The 20,709-nt window shown below is 62.6% G+C and carries 28 protein-coding genes; 18 read left to right on the top strand and 10 right to left on the bottom strand.

The window, feature by feature from the left end:
• Window positions 1–84: 84 nt before the first annotated feature.
• Both NKH80_RS00140 and betI read right to left on the bottom strand, forming a co-directional pair.
• Entirely contained in the window at window positions 85–843 is a 759-nt protein-coding gene (locus tag NKH80_RS00140; RefSeq protein ID WP_352988919.1) for an SDR family NAD(P)-dependent oxidoreductase, read from the bottom strand.
• A 113-nt stretch (window positions 844–956) separates the two neighbouring features.
• The gene (gene betI, locus NKH80_RS00135) at window positions 957–1,559 is read right to left on the bottom strand and encodes a choline-binding transcriptional repressor BetI (RefSeq protein WP_254820639.1); all 603 of its coding nucleotides are present in this window, start codon (window positions 1,557–1,559) and stop codon (window positions 957–959) included.
• 123 nt (window positions 1,560–1,682) lie between these two features.
• On the opposite strand from betI, the gene choX reads away from it, so the two are divergent.
• The 3 genes from choX to NKH80_RS00120 are packed head-to-tail and all read left to right on the top strand — an operon-like array spanning window position 1,683 to window position 4,911.
• Window positions 1,683–2,618 carry a choline ABC transporter substrate-binding protein gene (choX, locus tag NKH80_RS00130; protein ID WP_352802589.1) on the top strand — a complete coding sequence of 312 codons (936 nt, stop codon included), beginning with the start codon at window positions 1,683–1,685 and terminating at the stop codon, window positions 2,616–2,618.
• Window positions 2,615–3,454, top strand: a complete 840-nt coding sequence (locus tag NKH80_RS00125; RefSeq protein WP_352988916.1) for an alpha/beta fold hydrolase — start codon at window positions 2,615–2,617, stop codon at window positions 3,452–3,454. The genes choX and NKH80_RS00125 overlap by 4 nt, the downstream gene beginning before the upstream one ends.
• 8 nt (window positions 3,455–3,462) lie before the next feature.
• The gene (locus NKH80_RS00120) at window positions 3,463–4,911 is read left to right on the top strand and encodes an amidase (protein WP_352988913.1); all 1,449 of its coding nucleotides are present in this window, start codon (window positions 3,463–3,465) and stop codon (window positions 4,909–4,911) included.
• Window positions 4,912–4,954: 43 nt separating this feature from the next.
• Here NKH80_RS00120 and NKH80_RS00115 read toward each other — a convergent pair whose 3' ends face one another.
• Window positions 4,955–5,752, bottom strand: a complete 798-nt coding sequence (locus tag NKH80_RS00115; protein ID WP_352988910.1) for an NIPSNAP family protein — start codon at window positions 5,750–5,752, stop codon at window positions 4,955–4,957.
• 150 nt (window positions 5,753–5,902) lie between these two features.
• Between NKH80_RS00115 and NKH80_RS00110 the strand changes: the two genes are divergently transcribed.
• A complete protein-coding gene (locus NKH80_RS00110) occupies window positions 5,903–6,301 on the top strand; it encodes a hypothetical protein (protein WP_352988907.1) in 399 nt (132 codons plus the stop codon).
• A gap of 186 nt (window positions 6,302–6,487) precedes the next feature.
• Window positions 6,488–7,099: an LmrA/YxaF family transcription factor gene (locus tag NKH80_RS00105; RefSeq protein WP_352988905.1), complete on the top strand. Its 612-nt coding sequence runs from the start codon at window positions 6,488–6,490 to the stop codon at window positions 7,097–7,099.
• A gap of 49 nt (window positions 7,100–7,148) precedes the next feature.
• Here NKH80_RS00105 and NKH80_RS00100 read toward each other — a convergent pair whose 3' ends face one another.
• Window positions 7,149–7,742 (bottom strand): hypothetical protein, encoded by a 594-nt coding sequence (locus NKH80_RS00100; RefSeq protein WP_352988903.1) that lies wholly within the window; start codon window positions 7,740–7,742, stop codon window positions 7,149–7,151.
• A 119-nt stretch (window positions 7,743–7,861) separates the two neighbouring features.
• Between NKH80_RS00100 and NKH80_RS00095 the strand changes: the two genes are divergently transcribed.
• Window positions 7,862–8,992, top strand: a complete 1,131-nt coding sequence (locus NKH80_RS00095) for a metallophosphoesterase (protein WP_352988900.1) — start codon at window positions 7,862–7,864, stop codon at window positions 8,990–8,992.
• Window positions 8,993–9,055: 63 nt separating this feature from the next.
• Here NKH80_RS00095 and NKH80_RS00090 read toward each other — a convergent pair whose 3' ends face one another.
• Window positions 9,056–9,235, bottom strand: coding sequence for a CsbD family protein (locus tag NKH80_RS00090; RefSeq protein ID WP_352479307.1), 180 nt, complete (start codon window positions 9,233–9,235; stop codon window positions 9,056–9,058).
• Window positions 9,236–9,383: 148 nt separating this feature from the next.
• On the opposite strand from NKH80_RS00090, the gene NKH80_RS00085 reads away from it, so the two are divergent.
• Window positions 9,384–10,052, top strand: coding sequence for a glutathione S-transferase family protein (locus tag NKH80_RS00085; RefSeq protein ID WP_352508861.1), 669 nt, complete (start codon window positions 9,384–9,386; stop codon window positions 10,050–10,052).
• A gap of 77 nt (window positions 10,053–10,129) precedes the next feature.
• Window positions 10,130–10,885 carry an SDR family NAD(P)-dependent oxidoreductase gene (locus tag NKH80_RS00080; RefSeq protein ID WP_352753252.1) on the top strand — a complete coding sequence of 252 codons (756 nt, stop codon included), beginning with the start codon at window positions 10,130–10,132 and terminating at the stop codon, window positions 10,883–10,885.
• Between the two features lie 19 nt (window positions 10,886–10,904).
• Here the strand turns inward: NKH80_RS00080 and NKH80_RS00075 are convergent, their stop codons facing one another.
• Window positions 10,905–11,756 (bottom strand): LysR family transcriptional regulator, encoded by an 852-nt coding sequence (locus NKH80_RS00075; protein WP_352508859.1) that lies wholly within the window; start codon window positions 11,754–11,756, stop codon window positions 10,905–10,907.
• A 97-nt stretch (window positions 11,757–11,853) separates the two neighbouring features.
• Between NKH80_RS00075 and NKH80_RS00070 the strand changes: the two genes are divergently transcribed.
• From NKH80_RS00070 to NKH80_RS00040, 7 genes are all read left to right on the top strand, one after another.
• Window positions 11,854–12,315: a RidA family protein gene (locus NKH80_RS00070; protein ID WP_352508858.1), complete on the top strand. Its 462-nt coding sequence runs from the start codon at window positions 11,854–11,856 to the stop codon at window positions 12,313–12,315.
• A gap of 67 nt (window positions 12,316–12,382) precedes the next feature.
• Window positions 12,383–13,174, top strand: a complete 792-nt coding sequence (locus NKH80_RS00065; protein ID WP_352988896.1) for an SDR family oxidoreductase — start codon at window positions 12,383–12,385, stop codon at window positions 13,172–13,174.
• Between the two features lie 538 nt (window positions 13,175–13,712).
• Complete coding sequence (locus tag NKH80_RS00060) at window positions 13,713–13,922, top strand: cold-shock protein (RefSeq protein ID WP_010915421.1); 210 nt, start codon at window positions 13,713–13,715, stop codon at window positions 13,920–13,922.
• Window positions 13,923–14,392: 470 nt separating this feature from the next.
• On the top strand, window positions 14,393–14,620 hold the full coding sequence (locus NKH80_RS00055; RefSeq protein ID WP_352479329.1) for a hypothetical protein: 228 nt from the start codon (window positions 14,393–14,395) through the stop codon (window positions 14,618–14,620).
• The gene (locus NKH80_RS00050; RefSeq protein WP_254820653.1) at window positions 14,620–15,027 is read left to right on the top strand and encodes a hypothetical protein; all 408 of its coding nucleotides are present in this window, start codon (window positions 14,620–14,622) and stop codon (window positions 15,025–15,027) included. The genes NKH80_RS00055 and NKH80_RS00050 overlap by 1 nt, the downstream gene beginning before the upstream one ends.
• Before the next feature lies 1 nt (window position 15,028).
• Window positions 15,029–15,193: a hypothetical protein gene (locus tag NKH80_RS00045; RefSeq protein ID WP_023722752.1), complete on the top strand. Its 165-nt coding sequence runs from the start codon at window positions 15,029–15,031 to the stop codon at window positions 15,191–15,193.
• Window positions 15,194–15,243: 50 nt separating this feature from the next.
• Complete coding sequence (locus NKH80_RS00040; protein WP_352479330.1) at window positions 15,244–15,582, top strand: YkgJ family cysteine cluster protein; 339 nt, start codon at window positions 15,244–15,246, stop codon at window positions 15,580–15,582.
• Window positions 15,583–15,620: 38 nt separating this feature from the next.
• Here the strand turns inward: NKH80_RS00040 and NKH80_RS00035 are convergent, their stop codons facing one another.
• Entirely contained in the window at window positions 15,621–16,541 is a 921-nt protein-coding gene (locus NKH80_RS00035; protein ID WP_352988894.1) for an AraC family transcriptional regulator, read from the bottom strand.
• Window positions 16,542–16,710: 169 nt separating this feature from the next.
• Here NKH80_RS00035 and NKH80_RS00030 point away from each other — a divergent pair, with 169 nt between their 5' ends.
• Both NKH80_RS00030 and NKH80_RS00025 read left to right on the top strand, forming a co-directional pair.
• Complete coding sequence (locus NKH80_RS00030) at window positions 16,711–17,130, top strand: nuclear transport factor 2 family protein (protein WP_352649706.1); 420 nt, start codon at window positions 16,711–16,713, stop codon at window positions 17,128–17,130.
• An 86-nt stretch (window positions 17,131–17,216) separates the two neighbouring features.
• The gene (locus NKH80_RS00025) at window positions 17,217–17,828 is read left to right on the top strand and encodes a LysE family translocator (protein WP_352988889.1); all 612 of its coding nucleotides are present in this window, start codon (window positions 17,217–17,219) and stop codon (window positions 17,826–17,828) included.
• Between the two features lie 6 nt (window positions 17,829–17,834).
• On the opposite strand, the gene NKH80_RS00020 is transcribed toward NKH80_RS00025, so the two are convergent.
• Genes NKH80_RS00020 through NKH80_RS00010 form a run of 3 tightly spaced genes read right to left on the bottom strand, consistent with a single transcriptional unit; the run spans window position 17,835 to window position 19,747 of the window.
• Window positions 17,835–18,221 carry a nuclear transport factor 2 family protein gene (locus tag NKH80_RS00020; RefSeq protein WP_352884925.1) on the bottom strand — a complete coding sequence of 129 codons (387 nt, stop codon included), beginning with the start codon at window positions 18,219–18,221 and terminating at the stop codon, window positions 17,835–17,837.
• A 17-nt stretch (window positions 18,222–18,238) separates the two neighbouring features.
• Window positions 18,239–18,685, bottom strand: a complete 447-nt coding sequence (locus NKH80_RS00015) for an OsmC family protein (protein WP_352884924.1) — start codon at window positions 18,683–18,685, stop codon at window positions 18,239–18,241.
• 51 nt (window positions 18,686–18,736) lie between these two features.
• On the bottom strand, window positions 18,737–19,747 hold the full coding sequence (locus tag NKH80_RS00010) for a zinc-dependent alcohol dehydrogenase family protein (protein WP_352988886.1): 1,011 nt from the start codon (window positions 19,745–19,747) through the stop codon (window positions 18,737–18,739).
• A 103-nt stretch (window positions 19,748–19,850) separates the two neighbouring features.
• Between NKH80_RS00010 and NKH80_RS00005 the strand changes: the two genes are divergently transcribed.
• The gene (locus NKH80_RS00005) at window positions 19,851–20,459 is read left to right on the top strand and encodes a TetR/AcrR family transcriptional regulator (RefSeq protein WP_352508846.1); all 609 of its coding nucleotides are present in this window, start codon (window positions 19,851–19,853) and stop codon (window positions 20,457–20,459) included.
• Window positions 20,460–20,709: the final 250 nt, after the last annotated feature.

Below are 20,709 nucleotides of genomic sequence, written 5' to 3'. Positions count from 1 at the left end.
GCGGAGATTGCGGGCGATGGAGATGCAAATCGGTTGAAGCCGCGCCTTTTCCTTCTCCCACAAGCGAGGAGGAGGGCGCGCTCATCACCCGGCCGTATACCCGCCGTCGATCGCAAAGATACCGCCGCTGGTCCACGCCGCCTCGTCGCTGGCGAGATAGACCGCGATGCCGGCAAGGTCGCTGGTCCGGCCGATGCGGCCGAGCGGATAGCTGCGCTCGACATAGGCCTTGAGCTCGGCTTGCGCGGCTTCCGGCAGGTTTTCGATCGACCTACGCCGCATCGCTGTGTCGACCGTGCCGGGCGCGATGGCGTTGACCCTTATGCCGCGCGGCCCGAGCTCGAAGGCGAGCGATCTGGTCAGCGAATTGAGCGCGCCCTTCGACAGCGAATAGAGGCTGGACGGCCGCTTCGGGATCATCTTGTACGCAAAATAGGACGAGATGTTGATCACCGAAGCCGCGCCCGGCGCGAGATGCGGCAACAGCCGTTGCGTGAGGAAGAATACGGCCGTGACGTTGAGCGCGAACGATTGCTGGAACTGGTCCTCGCTGACGGTCTCGAACGGCACCAGGAATGCCACGCCGGCGTTGTTGACGAGGATATCGAGAGGTGGGCCGCGTCTGGCATGCTCGACCACGGCGTCGATGCCGGCGCTGGCCGACAGGTCGGCCGACAGCGTTTCGACATTATTCCCGAGCTGCTCGCGGGCGGCGTCGAGTTTTTTGCCGTCGCGGCCGACGATCAGCACGTCCGCGCCTTCGCGCGAGAAAGCCTCGGCGATTGCCAGCCCGATCCCGTCCGAGCCGCCGGTGACCAGTGCCCGTTTGCCGCCCAGTCTCATCCAACACTCCCGCGCATTGCCGTCTTGTCTGATTAAGGAGAACAGCGCCGTTGCCAATTGTGGTCAAGCCGCCGGCCTATCCTACAATATGAACTTTCGGCTGATGCGCCTGTCTATTCGGCAGCGGCTGCACCGCGTCGAACAGCCAGGCGGGTAGCGACGAAATCCTTGACCTGATGAATGGCCTGTTCACGCGTAACGCTGCCGGGCTGCAGGCCAAGCCGCAACCACAGCCCGTCGATCAGGGCGGTGACGCCGAACGCGATCTCGTCAGCATCGCGCGCCGGCGCCAGAACGCGCAGGCCGGACAGCAGGTTGGAGCGCATGCGCGCATGGATCACCTTCTGGATGCGGGCAAGCTTTTCGTCGCGCGGCACCTCCGCGCAAAGCGAAAGCCAAGCGTGGCAGAGGGACGGCTGGAAGAGATGCGGCTCGAAATTGCCTTCGATGATGGCATCTATCCGTTGCATTGGCGTACGCGCCTGCCTCAACCGCTCCACCACCGCATGACGCAGCACCAGGTTCGATTCGCGCATGGCATGCTCGAAAAGCTCCCGCTTGCTGTTGAAATAGTGCAGCACGATGCCCTTCGACGCGCCGGCCTGTGCCGCCACTTTCTCTATGGTGGCGCCAGCTATGCCTTCGCGCTGAAGCACGGCAAAGGCGGCTTGCCGCAGCTCCTTACGGCGTATGTCGCTGAGACGCTTGAGTTTCACGGGCCGGGATCCATGCATCGAAAACCGACGTTGACATTTTTGTCCGCCGAGATCAATGATTGACCGTTTGGACAATTTAAAAACCGAATGGTCAACGTCGTTGGTGAAATGAGGAGAACCGAAATGCTGCGTTGCCTTGAAATAGGCGCCTCGCTCTGCGTCCTGCTGGCGATCCAGCCGGCCTTTGCGGCTGAACCCGAGCAATGCAAGGTCGTGCGCATGGCCGAGCCTGGATGGAACGACCTTGCCTTCACTACCGGCGTCACCAGCGTCTTGCTCGATGCGCTCGGCTACAAGCCGGCAAGCTCGCTTCTGGGCATCAACGTCATCTATGAATCCTTGAAGAACAATGATTTGGACGTGTTCCTTGGCTATTGGGATCCGGCGATGATCACCTACTACGAGCCCTATAAGAAGGACGGCTCGGTGGACGATGTGCGCGTCAATCTCGTCGGCGCCAAATACACTTTTGCCGTGCCGACTTACGTCTGGGAGGCCGGCGTCAAGGATTTTGCCGACCTGCAAAAGTTCGCCGACAAGTTCGGCAGGAAGATGTACGGCATCGAGCCGGGCTCGAACCAGCTGATGATGGACGCCATCGCTGATAAGTCGCTCGGCCTCGATGGCTGGCAGGTCGTCGAATCGAGTGAAGCCGGCATGCTTTCCGAGGTCGGCTACGAGATCAAGGAAAAGCGCTTCATCGTCTTCCAGGGCTGGGCGCCGCATCCAATGAACACGATGTACGACTTCAAATATCTGAGCGGCGGCGACAAGTTCTACGGACCGAACTTCGGCGCCGCGACGGTGACGACGCAGGTGCGCAAGGGCTATCTGCAGCAATGCCCGAATGTCGGGCAGTTGCTGAAGAATCTCGCCTTCGACATCGATTTCGAAAATCTCGGCATGGGCTATCTCATCAATGACGGCATGAAGCCGGAGGAAGCCGGCCTGAAGGCGGTCAAGGAGAATCCGGATAGGCTCGGCGCCTGGCTTGCCGGTGTCACCACATTCGATGGCAAGCCCGCGCTCGACGCAGTCAAGCAGCAGCTCGGCCTGTGATATCGGCCGATCAGGCGGGCTGGAACGGCCGCAAGCGCAAGGTCGGTGCTGAAACGGCCTGCGTCGAAATCGACGGGCAGGAGCCCGCGCTGGTGCTGGTGCACGGCTTCTCCGACACGAGCCGCAGCTTCTCCTTGCTGGCGCCGCATCTCGCCGGGCGCCGGCTTGTCATTCCAGACCTGCGCGGGCATGGCGCCTCGCCGGCCGGGACACGCGGCTTCGCCCCGGCGGATTTCGCGGAAGATGTGGCGAGTTTGATCGAGCGATTGCGGCTCGAGCGGCCGGTTCTGGTCGGGCATTCCCTGGGCAGCATGGTGGCGATCGAGGCAGCCGCGCGCTACCCCGAGATGATCGGTGGCCTGGTGCTGATGGCCGGAACGCTGCGGCCGCAGATCGGTGAGGATCACCCGATGACCGTTGGTGTGCGGGCACTTCGAGACCCGATATCGCCGGCCGATCCGTTCTATGAATATTGGCATGCCTGCGAGGCCGAGGTTCCAGCGGACTTCCTGACCATGGCTGCAAAGGAGGCGTCAGCCATGCCGGCGGCACTTTGGTGCGCAATCCTGGAGCAGGTTCGGCGCGTCGATCTGACCGACAAGGCGCGCACGCTGCACCTGCCGGCGCTTGTCATTGCGGGCGGGCGCGACCTGCTCTTCGACGAAACGCACCAACGGCGGCTCCTCGAAGAAATCCCCGCCGCCGCGTTTGTAAGCGCGGTGCGATGCGGACACAACCCGCACTGGGAGGATCCGGCATTGGTTGCGGCAGCCATCGCCCGGTATTTCAAGGTCTGGAATGAAGCCGACCTCGAAGCGACCGGCAATCTGGGCTGAGAGCAGTCATGAACCTTTCCGAATACGTGGCGTTGGATGCCGTCGCCCTGGCCGGGCATGTTCGCTCGGGTGAACTGTCGGCTGTCGAGGTCGTTGAGGCGGCTATCGAAGCGATCGAAAGCATCAATCCCGCCATCAATGCCGTGACACTGATCGATGCGGACCGGGCGCTTTCCGCGGCGGCAAGCTGCAACCGGCAGGCCGCACTCGCCGGCATTCCCTTCTTGGTCAAGGACACCGGCGTCAATGTACGGGAGTGGCCGACGACGCACTCGTCGCTCTACTTCAAGGATGCCGCGCCGAAGCCCGACAGCGAGATCGTCCGGCGCTGGCGGGCCGCCGGTCTGATCTTGCTGGGAAAGACAAACACGCCTGAATTTGCCAACGACTTTGTCACCGAACCCAGCTTTCGCGGCCCCACCTTGAACCCCTGGGATCCTTCGTTGACGGCGGGCGGCTCAAGCGGCGGAGCTGCCGCCGCGGTGGCAAGCGGCATGGTGCCGGCCGCCCACGGTTCCGACATCGGCGGCTCGATCCGGGTGCCGGCTGCCTGTTGCGGCGTGTTCGGCATGAAGCCGTCGCGCGGGCTCACGCCTGTCGGCCCCTATCGAGGTCAGGTCGGCGCCGGGCTCTACGCCGACAGTGTCCTATCCCGCACCGTTCGGGACAGCGCCGCCATGCTGGACATGACTGCCGGTCCAGAACAAGGAGCGCCTTACTCCGTGCCGAAATCGGTGCCATCCTACCTGGACTCGCTGTTTTCGCCCGGCGAGCGTCTGCGCGTCGCGTGCCTGATGCACCGGCCGGATGGCACGCCCGTCGCGTCAGAGATCGGGGGAAAATTCCAGGAAGCCATGAGCCTCCTCGAGGACATGGGGCACGAGGTCACAGAGGCGCGTTTCCCGCGGGAAGCCAGCGCCGAAGCGGACTGGAGCATCTTCTGGATGTCGGAGGTCGCGCGGCTGGTTGACGAGCGCGCCGATGAGATCGGGCGGATGCCGGGTGCCGGCGAAATCGAAAGCCTGACTCGTCACGCGCTCGACTGTTTTCGGCGATCCTCGGCCACCGATTATCTCAGAGCGCTGGACCATGTGCACAGCGCTTCGCTGGCGATGGCGATGGCGTTCGATGGGTTCGACCTGATCATGACGCCGACGACGGCCGAGCTTACGCCCCGGCTTGGCGCCATCCATGGCGATGGTGCTCTCTTCGATTACGAGGCTTGGGCGAGCCGGGCCTACGGCTTTGCGCCCTTCACCGAAATCTTTAATGTCACCGGGCAACCGGCCGCCAGCCTGCCGCTTTTTCAGTCGAAGGGCGGCCTGCCGATTGGCATCCAGCTCATTGGCCGCAAGAACGAGGACCACCGGCTGTTGCGCGTTTCCCTTGACCTGGAGCAGGCAACCGCATGGACCACGCGTTACCAGGCGATCCATGCCAGACACTTTCAGGCATGAACCAGGAGGCTCCGGCGAGGTAGGGGGCGTCGACGATGTTGGTTCATACCGAAATTGGGTGCTGCCCGAGCAGCAATCGCGCCGTCGGTGACAGACGCAAAACCTCCGCGGGCCTGGCGAATTCCCCTTGTACGGTCTGCTGAAGCGCCTGCCAGTCCGGGGAGGCGGCCAAGGCCGCTTCGTGCCGGGCATACGCTTCGGCGCTGGCGAAACCCGTGACGCTGATGAAGACGTTTTCGCTGGCCCGCACCGGCAGCCGCGGAAAGCTGTTTTCGGCATGTTCGGTGACGAAGGCGGCCAGCGGCTGTGCGCCAAATGCGGCAAGCACCGGAAGAGCCGCGGTCTGGAAGTCCCTGGCGAAGCCGGCTTCCAGTCCCGGTCGCAGATGATGAATCTTGATGACAATAATTGTCTGCAAAGCACTGCTTGTGCTTGGTTCTTCGAGATCCGTCTGGATTGCTCGTTGCGATCCCGAGAGATCGAAGCCGGCGCCCGGCCAGGCCGGCCTCAGCAGCAACACGTCGTCGGAATCGATCATCGTGGCGTTGGCGGCATCGCGCCAGGCAGCCCAGACCGGCCCGTCATAGAAGGCGGTCAGAGCGTTTTTCCGCGCTTCCATGCCGTCGAAGCCGCGCAGCCAGACGAACATGTCCGGCCGGTCGAGATCGCCGAACTGGCCGATGATGGTCATTCCCGCGGTTTCCTGGCCCTCGATCAGGTGATTGTCGAAGATGCCGATCAGCGTCTCGCGCCGGCCGGGTTTCAGAGTGTATTGCCTGAGTTCGACGACGGGCGAGGCGAGCAGATCGGGATTAGGTATGGCGTTCAAAGGCAGGTTCATCGTGCGAGCTCCAAAACAGGACAGTCATCCTGTTTTGCAAAACAGACCGGTTGTCCTGTTTTGTCAATCTGCTATCGTGTGAAGATGTCAGCAGAGATATCCGCTCGCCCAAGGTCGCGGGCTCAAAAACGCACCAACGACCCCGAAGGCATGCGCAAGAAAGTGCTCGATGTGAAGCAGCCAGAAGCGCCAAGGGACCCCGAAAGAGAATACGTTGAGGCTGCCATATTGCACCGTCAGCTACTTGAAATGGGGGATGTCAAAGGATCGAATGCGGCTCACGACCGCTTAATCCGAGCAATAAGGGAAATCAGGAACCGACCTGATCGTGGCCGACCTTTTCTGTTGGAGACCCTGAGGCATACAGACGAAAATGTCAGGCTCTGGAGTGCCGGGCACCTTTTGCCACTCGAAGAAAAAATGGCTCTTGCCGAATTGAAGAGCCTCGCAAGAGACGCGAAATCGTCGGTGGTTAGTTCAAGTGCGGATGTGACCGCAACGGAGTGGCGAAGAGGCACGTTGGATACTGATTGGTTCATGAAAGATTAGAAGCAGCGCCTCGCCCGAATCGATCACTGGGCGTTGGCGGAGTCGCGCCAAGCAAACCCTACCGGCTATTTTACAAAACAGACCGGTTGTCCTGTTTTGTCAATCTGCTATCGTGTGAAGATGTCAGCAGAGATGTCCGCTCGCCCAAGGTCGCGAGCTCAAAAACGCACCAACGACCCCGAAGGCATGCGCAAGAAAGTGCTCGACGTCGCCGAGGAGGCGTTTCAGGCACGCGGCTATCATGCGTCCAGCATGGGCGACCTGATGGCGACGGCGGGCGTCACCGGCGGCGCGCTGCACCACCATTTCCCAACCAAGAAGGCGCTGGCGCTTGCAGTGATCGAGGAGCGGGTCGCCGCCGCGGTCGAAGAGACATGGATCGCACCGGTGCGGATGGCTCCCTCAGCGCGCGAGGGCGTGCGCTCCGTGTTCGCGGCCGTCGCGGCGGAGCTGGAGCGGCAAGGTTTCGTGCGCGGTTGTCCGCTCAACAACCTGGCGCATGAACTGTCGCTTGCCGATCCGGATTTCCGCATGGCCCTTGCCGGCATTTTTTCGGCCTGGCGCCAGGCGATCGCCGACAAGATCAGCGCCGACCAGCGGGCGGGACGGGAGCTGGGCACCGATCCGCAGCGCTTCGCAGCGCTCGCCGTCGCCAGCTATTCGGGCGCCATGTCGATGGCCAAGACCGCACAGGACGCAAGCGTGCTGCGCGACTGCCTGATGGCGTTGGAGCAGGGAGTTATGTCGTCCAAAACGGGAACGAGGCGACGTAGCAGGATACTGCACAGAGCCCTTTGACGCCGGCAGGACAGTCGCTCACTATGACCGAGGCGGGGAGGCCGAACGCTTAATTCGGCAGCGGCTTGATCAGCTCGTAGCCGACCACGCTTTCGGCGCTGGTGCCCTCGTCATAGCGCCTGGCCACAACTGCCTGCAGATCGGGTGCGTAAAGCGCGGTGAACTCGTCCCGCGTCTCGCCGGCCTCGCTCCTGATCGTCTGCTTGACCGCGAGCACGGCGTATTTGCAATCACCCAGGCTGAACGTCTCCTTGCCCTTGACGTTGATCTCCAGCGTCTCGGTGCCCTTCGGCGGCTTGTTCGGTGCAAGACGGGCAAACACGATCTTGCTCTTGGCCCCCGCCTTCAGTGGGAACACCTTCCTGAGATCGGAAAACGGGATCATCGCCATCTGCCCTGTGCTGCTGTCGCGAAACACTTCGATCAGCCCGCCGAACAGGTACTGCGACTGCGGCGATTGCGACGGGTATTTGTTGGCAACCGCCACCATTCCGCCCGCCGCCGGACGAAATTCGCTGTGGACGCCAGGCCTTTCGAGAACGAAGCCGGCCTTGGCCGATTTGGCGTCGATGCACGCGGAGGCGTGCGCTGCGCTCGTCATCGCCAGGATCGCCATTGTCATGCCGATGGATGCAGTTTTCATGGCGTCCTCCTCTGCCCGCGCAAGTTGAATGCCGAAAGCAATGCCAGACCTGGGAGAACGTGTCGACACACTTTGCGAGCAACTGGACTGCCGGTTCGCGTCGTGCTGAATTTTAGCGCATGATGCACAGAATTTCCGCCCGACCGGTCTCCCGGCGCAGTTTCCTGATGAAGGCAGCGGCCGTTGCCGCGGCCGGCGCCGTTTCGCGCCCGGCCTTCGGCCAGACCGGGCAGCGCATTCCGCCGATCGACGCCACCTTCCTGTTTATCGCTGATGTCCATGCCTGTCGCATGGCGAACGGATTGAGCCCGCACTGCGAGCAGGAAGGCAAGACCGACGCCGCCCTGCTGCGCAATGTCGCCGCACTCAACGGCGTCGGTGACAGACAATTGCCGGCTGAAATCAACGGCGTCGCCACCGGTCTGCATTCGACGGGCAATATCGGCACGCCGCTCGGCCTCGTCGTTGGCGGCGACATCACCGATGATGGTGGCGGCCAGATCACCCAGCCCAGCGAAGGCACGCAGCTGCTCCAGTTCAGCCAGCGCTACCAGCAGGGCGTTGGCCCCGACCGCGTGCACATGCCGGTCTATGTCGGCCTCGGCAATCACGACCTCGACCAGAACGGCCCACGCTCGCATGTCGACTGGTACCGCCGCGAAATGCGCGACTACGTCGAGGTCAATCACCGCCCCGGCGTTTTCTTCAAGCCGCCCGCGCCGGCGACCAACTACGATCTCGAGACCGATTGCTATTCATGGGATTGGGGCGGTCTGCATCTTGTCCAGACGCACCGTTTCGCCGGCGATACCGGCCATGGCGCAGTCAGCAGCCTGCCATGGCTGAAGCAGGACCTGGCGACCTATGCCGGCGACGGGCGCCCGGTCATCCTGTTCCAGCATTATGGCTGGGATAATTTTTCGATCGAAAGATGGGACGCCGCCGAGAAGACCTTCGACGACAACGGCACGGGCCCACCGCATTGGTGGAGCGAAGCCGACAGGCAGGCGCTGCTGGCTGTGCTGAAGGGCTACAACGTCGTCGGCATCTTCCATGGCCACCAGCACGCGACGCCGATGATCTATCACCGTGACGGGCTCGATTTGTTCAAGCCGAAGGCTGCCTTCATGGGCGGCTTTGCGTTGGCGCGGGTGACCGGCAGCAGCATGGATGTGGTTCTGGGCGAAGCCGCCGGAGATCATGGCGAGGTCGCCTTCACCAATGCGTACAGCAAAAGTCTGACTTTCTGACGGGCAGGAGAGGCCCAAAAAAGGCGGCCGAGCCGCCTTTTTCTGGTTTGCGAAGCGTCGGCGTCAAAGCGCCTTCTTCACCTTGTGCTTCACGTCGCCGTAAGCCTTCTGCATCTTGCCGGTCGCCTTGTCGACGTCACCTTCGGCCTCGGTGCGCCTGTTGCCGGTGGCCTTGCCGGCGGTCTGCTTGACCGAGCCCTTGGCTTGCTTGGCAACGCCGGCAACCTGATCCTTGTTCACCATCTCGCATCTCCTGATCCGTTCGCCTGGAGAAACGGTCGCGGATCGCTTAGGTTCCGGGTTCGGCCCGTCGATTGGCATAGCTTCCGGTCGCGAAGCCGACAGGATAGGGTGCACCAGGACGCCCGAACAGACAGGGGCCGGAGGGACAATGGCTGAATTCACGCTCTTCATCGGCAACAAATGTTTTTCGTCGTGGTCGCTGAGGCCGTGGCTGGCGATGAAGTATCTGGAGATCCCGTTCGAGGAAGGTCTTGTGCGCCTGCGCACGCCCGAGACCGCGGCCAATCTGGCCAGGATATCGCCGACAGGCCAGGTGCCGGTGCTGAACCATCGGCTGCCGAATGGCGAGGTCCGGATCGTCTGGGAAACCCTTGCCATCCTTGAATATCTCGCCGAGCTGTTTCCCGGGAAAAAGCTCTGGCCGGCCGACATCGGCGCCCGCGCGCTGGCCCGCTCGGCGGCGACAGAGATGCATTCCGGCTTTCGCGAGGTCCGCTACGGCTGGCCGATGAATTTGCGCCGGCCAAAAGGCCACAAGCCGCTCGACGCCGAAGGTGAGGCACAACGGGCGCGCATCGAGGAGCTATGGCGCGAATGCCGCGAAAAATACGGCAAAGGCGGCCCGTTCCTGTTTGGCCATTTCACCGCGGCCGACGCCATGTACGCGCCGGTCGTCACCCGCTTCGACACCTATGGCGGCACGCTGGCAACCGATACCCGCGCCTATGTCGACGCCGTGCTTTCGATGCCGGCGATGCGCCACTGGTATGCCGAGGCGGCGAAAGAGCCTTGGCCGGAGCCCGGCCCAGACGAATAGAGCCGAGCAAAGCTGGTCTTCCACTTCGCCGCCCGCGGCCTATCTGAAGATCGGGCTGGGGCCTTGGAGACTTCACAATGATATCTGTTCCTTCCGCATTGGCCGGCAAGGTTGCGCTGGTCACCGGCGCATCGTCGGGCATTGGCGAGGCGACCGCTGCGGCTTTGGCCGCCGCCGGGGCCAAGGTGGCGATTGCGGCGCGCCGCGCCGATCGCCTCAAAGCGCTGGCCGCGCGTATAGAAAAGGCCGGCGGCGCGGCGCTCCGCATCGAGGCCGACGTCACCAGCAACGATGATGTCACCGGCATGGTCGACAAGGTTGTCGACGAATGGAGCCGCCTCGACATCCTCGTCAACAATGCCGGGGTGATGCTTCTGTCGCCGGCCGCCGAAGCGGTGCTCGACGACTGGCGCCGCATGGTCGAGCTCAACCTGCTGGCGCTGATGGGGGTCACCAAGGCGGCGCTGCCGCATCTCAGGGCCGCCAAGGGTCACATCGTCAACGTCTCGTCGGTCGCCGGCCGTGTCGCCAATCCGGGGGCCAGCGGCTACGCAGCAACCAAGTTCGGTGTCGTCGGCTTTTCCGAATCGCTGCGCCGCGAAGTCTACGCCGACAAGGTTCGCGTCACCGTCATCGAGCCCGGCCTGGTGCGCACCGAGCTCGGCGACCACATCACCAATCCGGCGTTCAAGGCTGATCTGGACAAGCGGCTCGCCGCCATGGAGGCGCTGACCGCCGAGGACATCGCCGCGGCCATTCTCTACGCCGTGAGCCAGCCGCCGCACGTCAACGTCAACGAGATCGTCATCCGCCCGACCGACCAGGAACGATGAACGGCGTCGGATCTTTTCGCTACGCCTCGAATCCCGCCCGCAGGAAGTCCCCACATTCCTCGACCAGCCGCGACGGGTCCGTCGCGAGGTAGACGCCGAAATCCGCCGTCGGCGCCGGCGGCAGGTTGAAGCGTCCGTTGAGGCTTTGGCAATCGGGCGGCAGCCCCTCCTGCAGCAGAAGCCCGATGCCAAGCCCGGCCCTCAGCGCCGAGATTAGTGTCGCGAAGGTCGACACGCGGCAGCCGATCTTCCAGCCGATCCCGGCCTCGGCGAGCGAAGCCAGCATCCTGTCCTGCCAGGAGCAGGCGCCGTCGAAGATGATCAGCGGCAGGTCGACCTCGTCGTCGATCTCGATCATGCGGCTTGCCGCCCAGACCAGCTGTCGTGACAGATGGCCTCGCGGCGCCATTGTGAAGCGCGCTGGATCGGCCATGACGATGTCGCATCTTCCTTCGCCCAACGCCTTGCTGAGATCGCTGCTGCTGGCCGATGTCAGTTCGATCTCCACGGAAGGATGCCGGCGCCGGAAGTCGGCGATGATCAACGGCAGCCGCGTTACCGCCAAATCCTCGACGATGCCCAGCCGGACACGGCCGACCAGCCTGCGGCCTTCAATCTCACGCCTGGCATCGTCGCCGATCGCGATGGCCTTGCGGGCGAAGGCGAGCAGGATCTCGCCGGCCTCGGTCAGCGTCACGCCCCGCGGCGAGCGGTGCAGCAGCTCCGCGCCGACTTCGCCCTCGAGGCGCTGAAGCTGCATGCTCACCGCCGCCTGGGTGCGGGCAAGCCGATCGGCTGCCCGGCTCACCGTCCCGGTATCGGCCACGGTGACGAAGGCGCGCAGCAGTCTGACGTCGATATCTCCGGTCATAAGAATTCCTGATAGCTGTGTCAGCATTATCAGGCTATCCGAAAGCCAGATCTGAATTCAAGGTCTGCTCGCGCGAACGAAAACAGGAGCAGCCACCTTGTCCTACAGAAGAAGATTTGAGGAGTTCGGTGTCGCCTGGCCGTCGCTCGAGCGGCCCGCTTTGCCGTTCTCGCCGACGGTTCGCGTCGCTGACATCGTCTATGTCTCCGGCCAGATACCCGAGATCGGGTCGGATATCGCCGCAATCGGCCGGGTTGGCGCAGAGATCGATCTGGCTGCTGCGCGCAACGCCGCCCGGCTTTGCGCGGCCAACGTCGTCTATTGGCTGGACAAGGAACTGGACGGCAATCTCGACCGCGTCGTGAAATTCGCCAAGCTGACCGTCTATGTGAATGCGGCGGCCGGCTTTTCGGCCTATTCGGAGGTCGGCAACGGAGCATCCGAATTTCTGCTCCATGTTTTCGGCGGGCGTGGCGAGCACGCCCGCTGCTCGCTCGGCATGGCCGGCTTGCCGGCCAATGTTCCGGTCGAAGCCGACGCTATCGTGCATGTCCGCTGATGCACCCCCAAAGCATGCCCTCGGGCCTGACCCGAGGCTACGCAGTCGAACCAGGAGGAGGCTTGGCTTGATAAGTGCAAATCTTGAGGGACGGAAGGCGCTTGTTCTTGGCGGAGGCAAGGGCCTCGGTTTCGGCGTTGCCGAAGCGCTCGCGACGAAAGGTGCCGAGATCATTCTGGTCGGACGAGGGGAGGCGACCCTGGATGCGGCACGGCGCGCGATCGAGGCCGCCGGCCACATCTGCTCGACCTTCAGCGCCGACCTCTCGGACAACGACAGCGTCTCCCGACTGATCCGTGCCGTCGAGGACGAGCATCAGCGGATCGACATCGTCCTGCTCAATGGCGGCGGCCCGCCGCCCTTCGCGGCCAGCGTCTTCGATGCGAGCGTCTGGGAGAAGCAGTTCACCAGCATGGTGCTGAGCCAGATGCGCATCGCCATTTCTTTCCTGCCAGGCATGCGGGCGCAGCGCTGGGGGCGCATCATCGCCGTTTCTTCGACTTCCGTCCGCGAGCCGATCCGCGGCCTCACCGCTTCGAATGCGCTGCGTGCGTCGCTCGCCGGCTGGGCCAAGACGCTGGCCGGCGAAGTGGCGGCGGACGGCGTCACCGTCAACCTGTTGCTGCCGGGCCGTTTTGCGACGGACCGGACGAAAGAGTTCGACGCCATGGACGCAGCCGACAGGGGTGTCGACGCCGCCGTGATCGCCGCCGAGAGTCAGGCCGAAATCCCGGCAAAGCGTTATGGCACCCCCGCCGAGTTCGGCGCTGTTGCCGCGTTCCTGGCCAGCGACGACGCCGCCTATGTCACCGGAGTGGCGTTGCCGGTGGATGGTGGACTCAGCCGCGGCATGCTGTGAGGAGCACGAGCAGCGGCGGGATGGTCGCATCACACAGGAACGCCCCTCGTGCCTTTTATCTGCGCGGGGGGCGTCCTGTTTGTCGTCCGCCTTTCTCAAGATCGCTCTTTCGAGAACGGCTTTCGACACCGAAAAAATGCCCTGGCGCCAAAATGGTTCCCGGCTGAAGCAATTCCAGGAAAAGTGTGAACGGTTTTCCGTCCCGAATTGCGCAAAAACAAAGAGATAGAGCGGTTCGGCGTTTCCCTTAAACGACGGACCCCACCAAGTGGTTTTTTGGCAGGCAATAGCCCGGCTTTTGCTGTCGGATTTGCCGGCACGCCGGTCGCCGACGTGCGTCTCCGCGAGTGTCGCAAATCAAAAAATTGACACGGCGCGCAAAGAAGTCTATAAGAACTTTGTCGATGTTTGTTTGACCGACTTTTGTTATCCGCGTGCCAAGGCGCGCCTTTGACGAACTTCCCCATCAAAATCGAGACAAACGTTGTTGTGCATCCGCATGACGATGAACGAATATTTGCCATGGAAAGGGTTCGTTATGAGCACAGGCACAGTTAAATGGTTCAACGCCACCAAGGGTTTTGGTTTTATTCAGCCTGACGACGGTTCTGCCGACGTTTTTGTCCACATCTCAGCCGTCGAGCGCGCCGGAATGCGCGACATCGTCGAGGGCCAGAAGCTTGGCTACGAGATGGTCCGCGACAACAAGTCGGGCAAGATGTCCGCCGACCAGTTGAAGGCGGCGTAAAACGGAATTCAGCCTCACCGGTGACCACGGATGTACTGGCACCGGTGAATGGCTAATTCCAGCGCATGATCGCGGGAGGCTAAGTCCCCAGTTCATGCGCATGAGAAGAGCGTCTCTTTGCGCGTCTCTCGGGATGCGCAGGCGCTCTCATGGAAGGTCAGGCGGTGCCTGGCCTTTTTCATTTTTGCGCTTCGACCGCCGAAAGAGCGCTGCTCGACGGCCCGGACGTGCTAAGAGGCTGTTTCGAAATTCGCTCTGGCGAGTCATATGGTGGTGGTTTCGAGAACCGGAGCGCAGCGGACATTTGGGCCCGTGAGCACCGGAAGCGCGGAAAGCGCCATCAGATGGCCGTCAGAATAGAATTTCCCAGCAATTTGAAACCGGCTGCCGTATTGCTTTGTGCGGGATCCTGGCCGAAAGACCAGTCTCGTTGCCTTTTGGGCGGCGCGCTCCGAACCGGGAGAAAGACCTTGACCGAAACTTCAAAAAAAACCCGCGACCAGGCTGAATCCATCTTCAGCAAAACGCGGACCCAGTCGATGTCGCTCGACCGCATCAATTCCGAACGGGATGCCGTCAGCCAGGCCCGCGAAGCCAAGACCGCGCGGCTGCGCGAACTGCGGCTGGAAAAGGAAGCCGATGACATCGCGGCAACGGCTGCGCTCGCGGCCTCGCCAAAACGCGCAGGCAAACGCTGATGGCCACCAAACGTGTGCCTCAAAAGGCGATCGCCGCCGATTCGACCATTGCCGATGTCGTAGGCGAACTCGACAAGCCGGTCGAATATGTCCGGCGCGTGCTCGAAAAGCTCGAGCGCTGCCGGCGTGTCCACGGCGATGCCCAGGTGCGGCTCGGCGTGCGCGGCCGCGCCGAATGTCCCAATTATCTGATCGAATACGTCCGGGAAAACGCCAAGACGCACGAGCGCGTGACCTTTCAGGACGCCGCCTACAGCGGCAGCACGCATCGCGAGCTGGCCCCCCGGCACATCGAGGAGGCCAGGAACTGGTCGCCCGAAGAAATGAACATCACGGCCGTTTCGGCGCTCATCGGCCGCCTTCGCAATCCGAACGCGCCATCATCGCGTTTCTCTGACGAGGATTGATATGGCAATCAAGTTTTCCGCCAAGGGGCAACCGGCAGCACCTGCTGCCGCCGTGAAGCCGGCCAAGCCGGCCGCCGCGCCAAAAACCGGCGAAGCCGCCGAAGCGGGCACCGATCTGTTCAGGTCGCCGGCCGAAGCGCCGCCGCGTAAGCCGAAGAAGAAATAGCGCCCTTGCAGCAAGATGCCGGCCGGAAATCGGCGCCAAGGCTGCTTGCCTTGGCGGTCGCAGAGGATTCTTCGTCGCCACAAGAGGGCGCCGACCCGGTTGCCTTCGATTGCCAGACTTGTGGCGCCTGCTGCGCCTACTCATCAAGATGGCCGCGCTTTTCAACCGAGGATGACGCTCAGCTCGACCTTATCCCGCAAAAATACGTGGCTGCCGACGAAGCCGGCATGCGCTGCGACGGCGCGCGCTGTTCGGCACTGTGCGGCGAAGTCGGCAAGTCGACCGCCTGCGGAATCTACGAGATCCGTCCCGACGTCTGCCGCGCGTGCATGCCGGGCGATGACGACTGCCTGATGGCGCGCCGGGCTCACGGACTGCCGACGCTGTAATGACAACACACGGGCTGGCGTCCCCAGTTTAAATTTGCTCAGTCGGATGATCGAAAGTCGCTGCGGTAGAGGCCGGGCGATCGTCCGGTCAACCGTTTGAATGCCTGCGAGAACGACGGCACCGATTCATATCCGACGGCGCGCCCGATCTCGCCAATATTCTGGTTCGTTTCCCGCAGAGCCCTGGCGGCAAGATTCATCCGCCATCGAGTCACATAGGAGAGCGGCGGCTGTCCCACCAGTTGAGCGAAGCGACGCGCGAAGGTGGCTCGGGACTGTGCCGCGCCGCTGGCAAGGGAAGCGATGGTCCAGGGATTGTCCGGCCGCTCGTGGATCAGGCGCAAGGCCTGCGCAATGCCTTTGTCGCGCAAGGCGCCAAACCATCCCGCTGTTCCAAGTGGCTGATGTTCGATCCAGGCACGCAACAAGAAGATCAACGTGCTGTCGAGAAGACGTGGGGCGACAATGTCGTGGCCGCCGAGATTGCCTTTCGCTTCGACCTGCAGAAGTTCCAGGGCAAGCCGCAGCGGCTCGCTGGTGTCGATCTGATTCCGGGTCAAATGAATCAGCGGAGGAAACAGCGAAACCATCGGATATGGCCCGACGCCGTCGAGTGAATACCTCGCACAAAGAAGAGTTGTCGCGCCGCTCTCGCTTTTCGGTTCTGGTCCGCTCCGATTTGCGGAAAGGACGGCGGATATAGATGCCGTTGGTGCACCCGCCGGATTGCAAAGGGCATGCCCGATACCGCTCGCGACAAGGATGACGTCTCCCTCGCCTAAGCGGATCGGCTCTTTTTCACCGGCTAGCCGCAACCAGCATTCGCCGTTCTGTATGACGTGGATGGCGGCATTCCTTGTCGGATCGACTGAAATACCCCATGGCCGATGCAGGGTCGCGCTGCCGATCATGGCGCTGCCAAATCGCAGCGAAGCAAGAATTTCGGACAAGGCGTCCATGAGAACCATCCTCCGACGATGAACCAGATGACGATATTAGACGATTGGATAAGAATCCAGGCGAATAGCGTATCGACCATCTCACAAGCGTGGCTGATCATGTTGGCAATATCGGCCTGCGGACTCCTGTCCATGCCAGGCAAAAGCAGGCCCCCCACGGAGCAAAGACATGCGTGACGAACCATCAAATCCAGTTCCAGCCAAGAGCTTTAATTCGCTCGAGACCAACAAGACGATCGTCCTGGACTTCATCGACAAAGCAGTAAACCAGGGCAACATCGACGCTGCTTCGATGCATTTTGGCGAACGCTACATCCAGCACAATCCGAACATTGCGGATGGTGCAGACGGCTTCAAAGCCTATCTTCAACAGCTCAAACAGTCATTTCCCCTCGTGAGGGGAGAGGTGAAGCGGATTTTTGCCGAAGGGGATTTCGTCATCGTGCACATGCACGCAAAACGTGAACCCCAAGAGGAGGGCTTGGCCATTGTCGACATTTTCAGGCTGAAGGACAGCAAGCTCGTCGAACACTGGGAAGTTCGGCAGCCCATCGCGGACAGCAAGCTGCACGCCAACAGCATGATCTGAATGCGCATAGGCTCTCAGGCTGGCTTGTGCCCGCACGTTTCGCTGATTACGCTGCCGGCGGCAGGGCCAACGCCGGGAGACCATCCGTGAGCATCGAATTCCTGTTGACGTCGCTGATTGTCGTGGCTTCGCCCGGCACCGGCGTTCTCTATACGCTGAGCGCCGGGCTTTCGCGTGGTGCGCGCGCCAGCATCATTGCCGCTTTCGGGTGCACGCTCGGCATCATCCCGCACATGGCGGCCGCCATCACCGGCCTCGCGGCACTGCTGCACACCAGCGCCGTCGCCTTCGAAACGCTGAAATATCTCGGCGTCGCCTATCTTCTCTACATGGCCTGGAACACGCTGAAGGAGAAGGGCGGCCTGAGCGTCGACGAAGATGTCGCGCCGCGATCCGCCGGCAAAGTGATCGCCTCCGGCATTTTGATGAACATCCTCAATCCGAAGCTGTCGATCTTCTTCTTTGCCTTTCTGCCGCAATTCGTCAGCACCACCGAACCGCATGCGCTGTCGAAGATGCTGGAACTCAGCAGCGTCTTCATGCTGCTCACCTTCGCGGTCTTTGTCGGCTACGGCGTTTTCGCGGCGTCAATCCGCAGCCATGTCGTGTCGCGGCCAAAGGTGCTGACCTGGATGCGCCGTACCTTCGCCGGAGCCTTTGTAATGCTGGGCGCCAAACTGGCGCTGGCAGACCCGTAGAGAGCCTTATGCTTTCACGTAGCCCATGGCCTCGACGATCTGCCCGTCCGCCACGCGCATCAGGTTGACGCCGCGCAGCGAATTGCCGTCGGCCATCCAGTAGCGCCAGCGGATCGTCGCCCGGTCGCCGGCGACGAAGGTTTCTTCGATGTCGAAGCGCGTGCCGGGTCCGGTCGCGATCGCCGACCACAGTTCGACGCAGGCGCCCTTGCCGATGCGGCGGGCGCCGTCCGGGGCCGGCGTGGTGTTCTCGATCACGCAGTCTTCCGCCACCAGATCGTCGAGCGCCGATGGGTCGTGGCGCTGGAAGACGTCGTTGTAGCGCCGCATGATCTCGGCCGTTTCGGCGGAGCGTTTGGCCGCGGCGATGTCGATGATGAGTTCCTGTGTCATTGGATATTCCTTTCCCTTCAGTGATCAGTAGCGGTTTCGATGAGGCGGGCCTTGAGCGTGATCACGGCGACGCCGGCCAGCGCCCGCGATACGAGGCAGGTCTCCTTGGCCGTCTGTGCCAGCCGCTCGAAATCCCCCGCCGCCAGCCCGGCGACGCTTGCCTCGGTCTCCAGCTCGATACGGGTCAGCGTCGGCCCGGCCGCGGTGGCGCCGAGATGCGCTTTCGCGATCGTGTGGATGCGCGCGGGAGTGTAACCTTCGCGGCCGAGAATGGCGCTTAGCGCCATCGAGAAGCAGCCGGCATGCGCCGCCGCAATCAATTCCTCCGGGTTGGTGCCGGGACCGTCCTCGAAACGCGACGGGAAGGAGTAGGCACCTTCGAAGACGCCGCTACCTAGTCTCAGCCGACCCGAACCTTCCTTCAACGATCCCTGCCATTGAGCTTCTGCTTCACGAATGGTCATTGCGTCTCTCCTTTTAGTTTGAGGCTCGATCGAATTTTGGGGGTGAACCAGTCAGGCGCCGTCGACGACCACTTTCCCGAAGACGTCGCCTTGCTGGAAATAGCGATAGGCGTCTTGGGCCTCGTCGAAGCAGAACACCTTGTCGATGACAGGCTTAAGCCGATGCACCGAGATGGCGCGCAGCATGGCTTCGAGGTTGGTGCGATTGCCGACGAACAGCCGGCTGATGGTGGCGAGGCTGCGCTGGTAGACCGGGCCGGGGATCTGCACCGTCCCGCCTTTCGCATCCTGTATGGTCAGAAGCACGATGCGCCCGTACAGCGCGCAGGCGATCATCGATTGCGCGAAGGTCGGCGGGCCGCCGGTCTCGACGACGAGGTCGATGCCGCCGGTCTGCTCGCGCACCGCAGCACCCCATTCCGGCATGCCGGCTGTCGAGACGACGAGGTCGGCGCCCAGCGCCCGCAGCCGGTCCAGCTTCTCGCTGCGCGAACTGACGGCCACGACCCGGCAGCCGAGCAGCTTGGCGAATTGCAGCGCAAACAGCGCGACGCCACCTGAACCGATGACAAGAACCCATTGGCCGGGCTTCGGCATCTCGGCCGCCGTCACCGCATTCCAGGCGGTCAGGCCGGCGCAGGTCAGCGTCGCCGCTTGATGCCAGTCGAGATGGTCGGGAAGCCGCACCGCCCATTGCTCATCGAGCACCGCGTATTCGGTCAGCATCCCATCCAGCGTGCAACCGAGCTGGTCGATCAGCCCGGCATTGATGTGGCCGTCGATCCAGCGCGCAAAATAGCTGCCGGTGATGCGGTCGCCGACGGCGAAGCGGGTGACGGCATCGCCGACGGCAACGACTTCACCGGCACCATCGCTCAGCGGGATAACGCCCTGGCGTGGCGCCAGTGGATAGTTGCCGTTGAGGATCATCGTGTCGCGGCGGTTGAGCGAAGCGGCGCGCACACGCACGGCGATCTCGTGTTGCTTCGGCGCCGGCTGCGCCTCGTCGCGCCTCACCAGGCGTTCGATTCCGCCGGTTCCTTCAAGGCGATAACTATGCATATCGGCCTTCTCTTTCGAATATGTAGACTGATCTACATATTATGTAGACCGATTGCTATATTCGAGGCAAGGCCTATAGTGTTCACTCCTGACAGAGGTTGGCATGGCGAACGACACCCGCACCCGCATGATCGAGACGACGGCGCGGCTGCTGAGGCAGCGCGGCTACCACGGCACGTCGCTCAACGACATCTTGAGCGCCTCAGGCGCACCGAGAGGCTCGCTCTACTTTCACTTTCCGGGCGGCAAGGACCAATTGGTCATCGAGGTGACGCGCGACAGCGTCGCCGATGTCACGCAGAGGCTGGACGCCGCGCTCGCGGCCGAAAAGGACCCGGCGGTGGCTGTCCACCACATCTACCAGTCGGTCGCGCGCATGCTGGAAGACAACCAGTTCACGCTCGGTTGCCCGATCGCGCCCGTGGTGCTGGACTCGCCGGCAGACGTGCCGGAACTGGCCGAATTGTGCCGCTCGGCTTTCGAGCAGTGGATAGGCTTGCTCAGGGCCGCCTTCGTCAGGGCAGGGGTGCCCGAGCGCCGCGCGCACGCGCTCGCATTGCTGGTCGAATCATCGCTGGAAGGGCTGATGGTGATCGCACGCGCCACCCACGACCGTGCCCCTGTGCTGGCAGTAGCCGATGAAGTCGCGGCGCTGATTGAGGGTGCTTTGCCTGCCAAATCTCACCCTCGGCGGATTGACGCCGCCGTCTGAGCGGGCAAACCGCTAAGCAAAGCAAACAAAAAGGGCGACCTCTCGGCCGCCCTTTCCGTATCTGAAGGTAGATGGGCTGGACTGGAAATCCATGCCGCCACTCAAGCCCGCTTGCGGGCTTGAGCAACGTGAGTTCATGGGCGTGCTTTATGGACTTCTTAGAAGTCCATGCCGCCACTCAAGCCCGCTTGCGGGCTTGAGCAACGTGAGTTCATGGGCGTGCTTTATGGACTTCTTAGAAGTCCATGCC

Origin of the sequence: Mesorhizobium sp. M0904 (assembly GCF_040319475.1) — a bacterium.
Classification (GTDB): Bacteria; Pseudomonadota; Alphaproteobacteria; order Rhizobiales; family Rhizobiaceae; genus Mesorhizobium.
Note: the sequence above shows the minus strand (reverse complement) of the source record. Positions and strands in the feature narration are given on the sequence as shown.

Bases quoted from the DNA above. Each gene is read 5' to 3' on its own strand.
- NKH80_RS00140 (WP_352988919.1), bottom strand. From the start codon at position 843: ATGAGACTGGGCGGCAAACGGGCACTGGTCACCGGCGGCTCGGACGGG.
- choX (WP_352802589.1), top strand. From the start codon at position 1,683: ATGCTGCGTTGCCTTGAAATAGGCGCCTCGCTCTGCGTCCTGCTGGCG.
- NKH80_RS00120 (WP_352988913.1), top strand. From the start codon at position 3,463: ATGAACCTTTCCGAATACGTGGCGTTGGATGCCGTCGCCCTGGCCGGG.
- NKH80_RS00115 (WP_352988910.1), bottom strand. From the start codon at position 5,752: ATGAACCTGCCTTTGAACGCCATACCTAATCCCGATCTGCTCGCCTCG.
- NKH80_RS00110 (WP_352988907.1), top strand. From the start codon at position 5,903: ATGCGCAAGAAAGTGCTCGATGTGAAGCAGCCAGAAGCGCCAAGGGAC.
- NKH80_RS00105 (WP_352988905.1), top strand. From the start codon at position 6,488: ATGCGCAAGAAAGTGCTCGACGTCGCCGAGGAGGCGTTTCAGGCACGC.
- NKH80_RS00100 (WP_352988903.1), bottom strand. From the start codon at position 7,742: ATGAAAACTGCATCCATCGGCATGACAATGGCGATCCTGGCGATGACG.
- NKH80_RS00095 (WP_352988900.1), top strand. From the start codon at position 7,862: ATGATGCACAGAATTTCCGCCCGACCGGTCTCCCGGCGCAGTTTCCTG.
- NKH80_RS00090 (WP_352479307.1), bottom strand. From the start codon at position 9,235: ATGGTGAACAAGGATCAGGTTGCCGGCGTTGCCAAGCAAGCCAAGGGC.
- NKH80_RS00085 (WP_352508861.1), top strand. From the start codon at position 9,384: ATGGCTGAATTCACGCTCTTCATCGGCAACAAATGTTTTTCGTCGTGG.
- NKH80_RS00080 (WP_352753252.1), top strand. From the start codon at position 10,130: ATGATATCTGTTCCTTCCGCATTGGCCGGCAAGGTTGCGCTGGTCACC.
- NKH80_RS00075 (WP_352508859.1), bottom strand. From the start codon at position 11,756: ATGACCGGAGATATCGACGTCAGACTGCTGCGCGCCTTCGTCACCGTG.
- NKH80_RS00060 (WP_010915421.1), top strand. From the start codon at position 13,713: ATGAGCACAGGCACAGTTAAATGGTTCAACGCCACCAAGGGTTTTGGT.
- NKH80_RS00050 (WP_254820653.1), top strand. From the start codon at position 14,620: ATGGCCACCAAACGTGTGCCTCAAAAGGCGATCGCCGCCGATTCGACC.
- NKH80_RS00045 (WP_023722752.1), top strand. From the start codon at position 15,029: ATGGCAATCAAGTTTTCCGCCAAGGGGCAACCGGCAGCACCTGCTGCC.
- NKH80_RS00035 (WP_352988894.1), bottom strand. From the start codon at position 16,541: ATGGACGCCTTGTCCGAAATTCTTGCTTCGCTGCGATTTGGCAGCGCC.
- NKH80_RS00030 (WP_352649706.1), top strand. From the start codon at position 16,711: ATGCGTGACGAACCATCAAATCCAGTTCCAGCCAAGAGCTTTAATTCG.
- NKH80_RS00020 (WP_352884925.1), bottom strand. From the start codon at position 18,221: ATGACACAGGAACTCATCATCGACATCGCCGCGGCCAAACGCTCCGCC.
- NKH80_RS00015 (WP_352884924.1), bottom strand. From the start codon at position 18,685: ATGACCATTCGTGAAGCAGAAGCTCAATGGCAGGGATCGTTGAAGGAA.
- NKH80_RS00010 (WP_352988886.1), bottom strand. From the start codon at position 19,747: ATGCATAGTTATCGCCTTGAAGGAACCGGCGGAATCGAACGCCTGGTG.
- NKH80_RS00005 (WP_352508846.1), top strand. From the start codon at position 19,851: ATGGCGAACGACACCCGCACCCGCATGATCGAGACGACGGCGCGGCTG.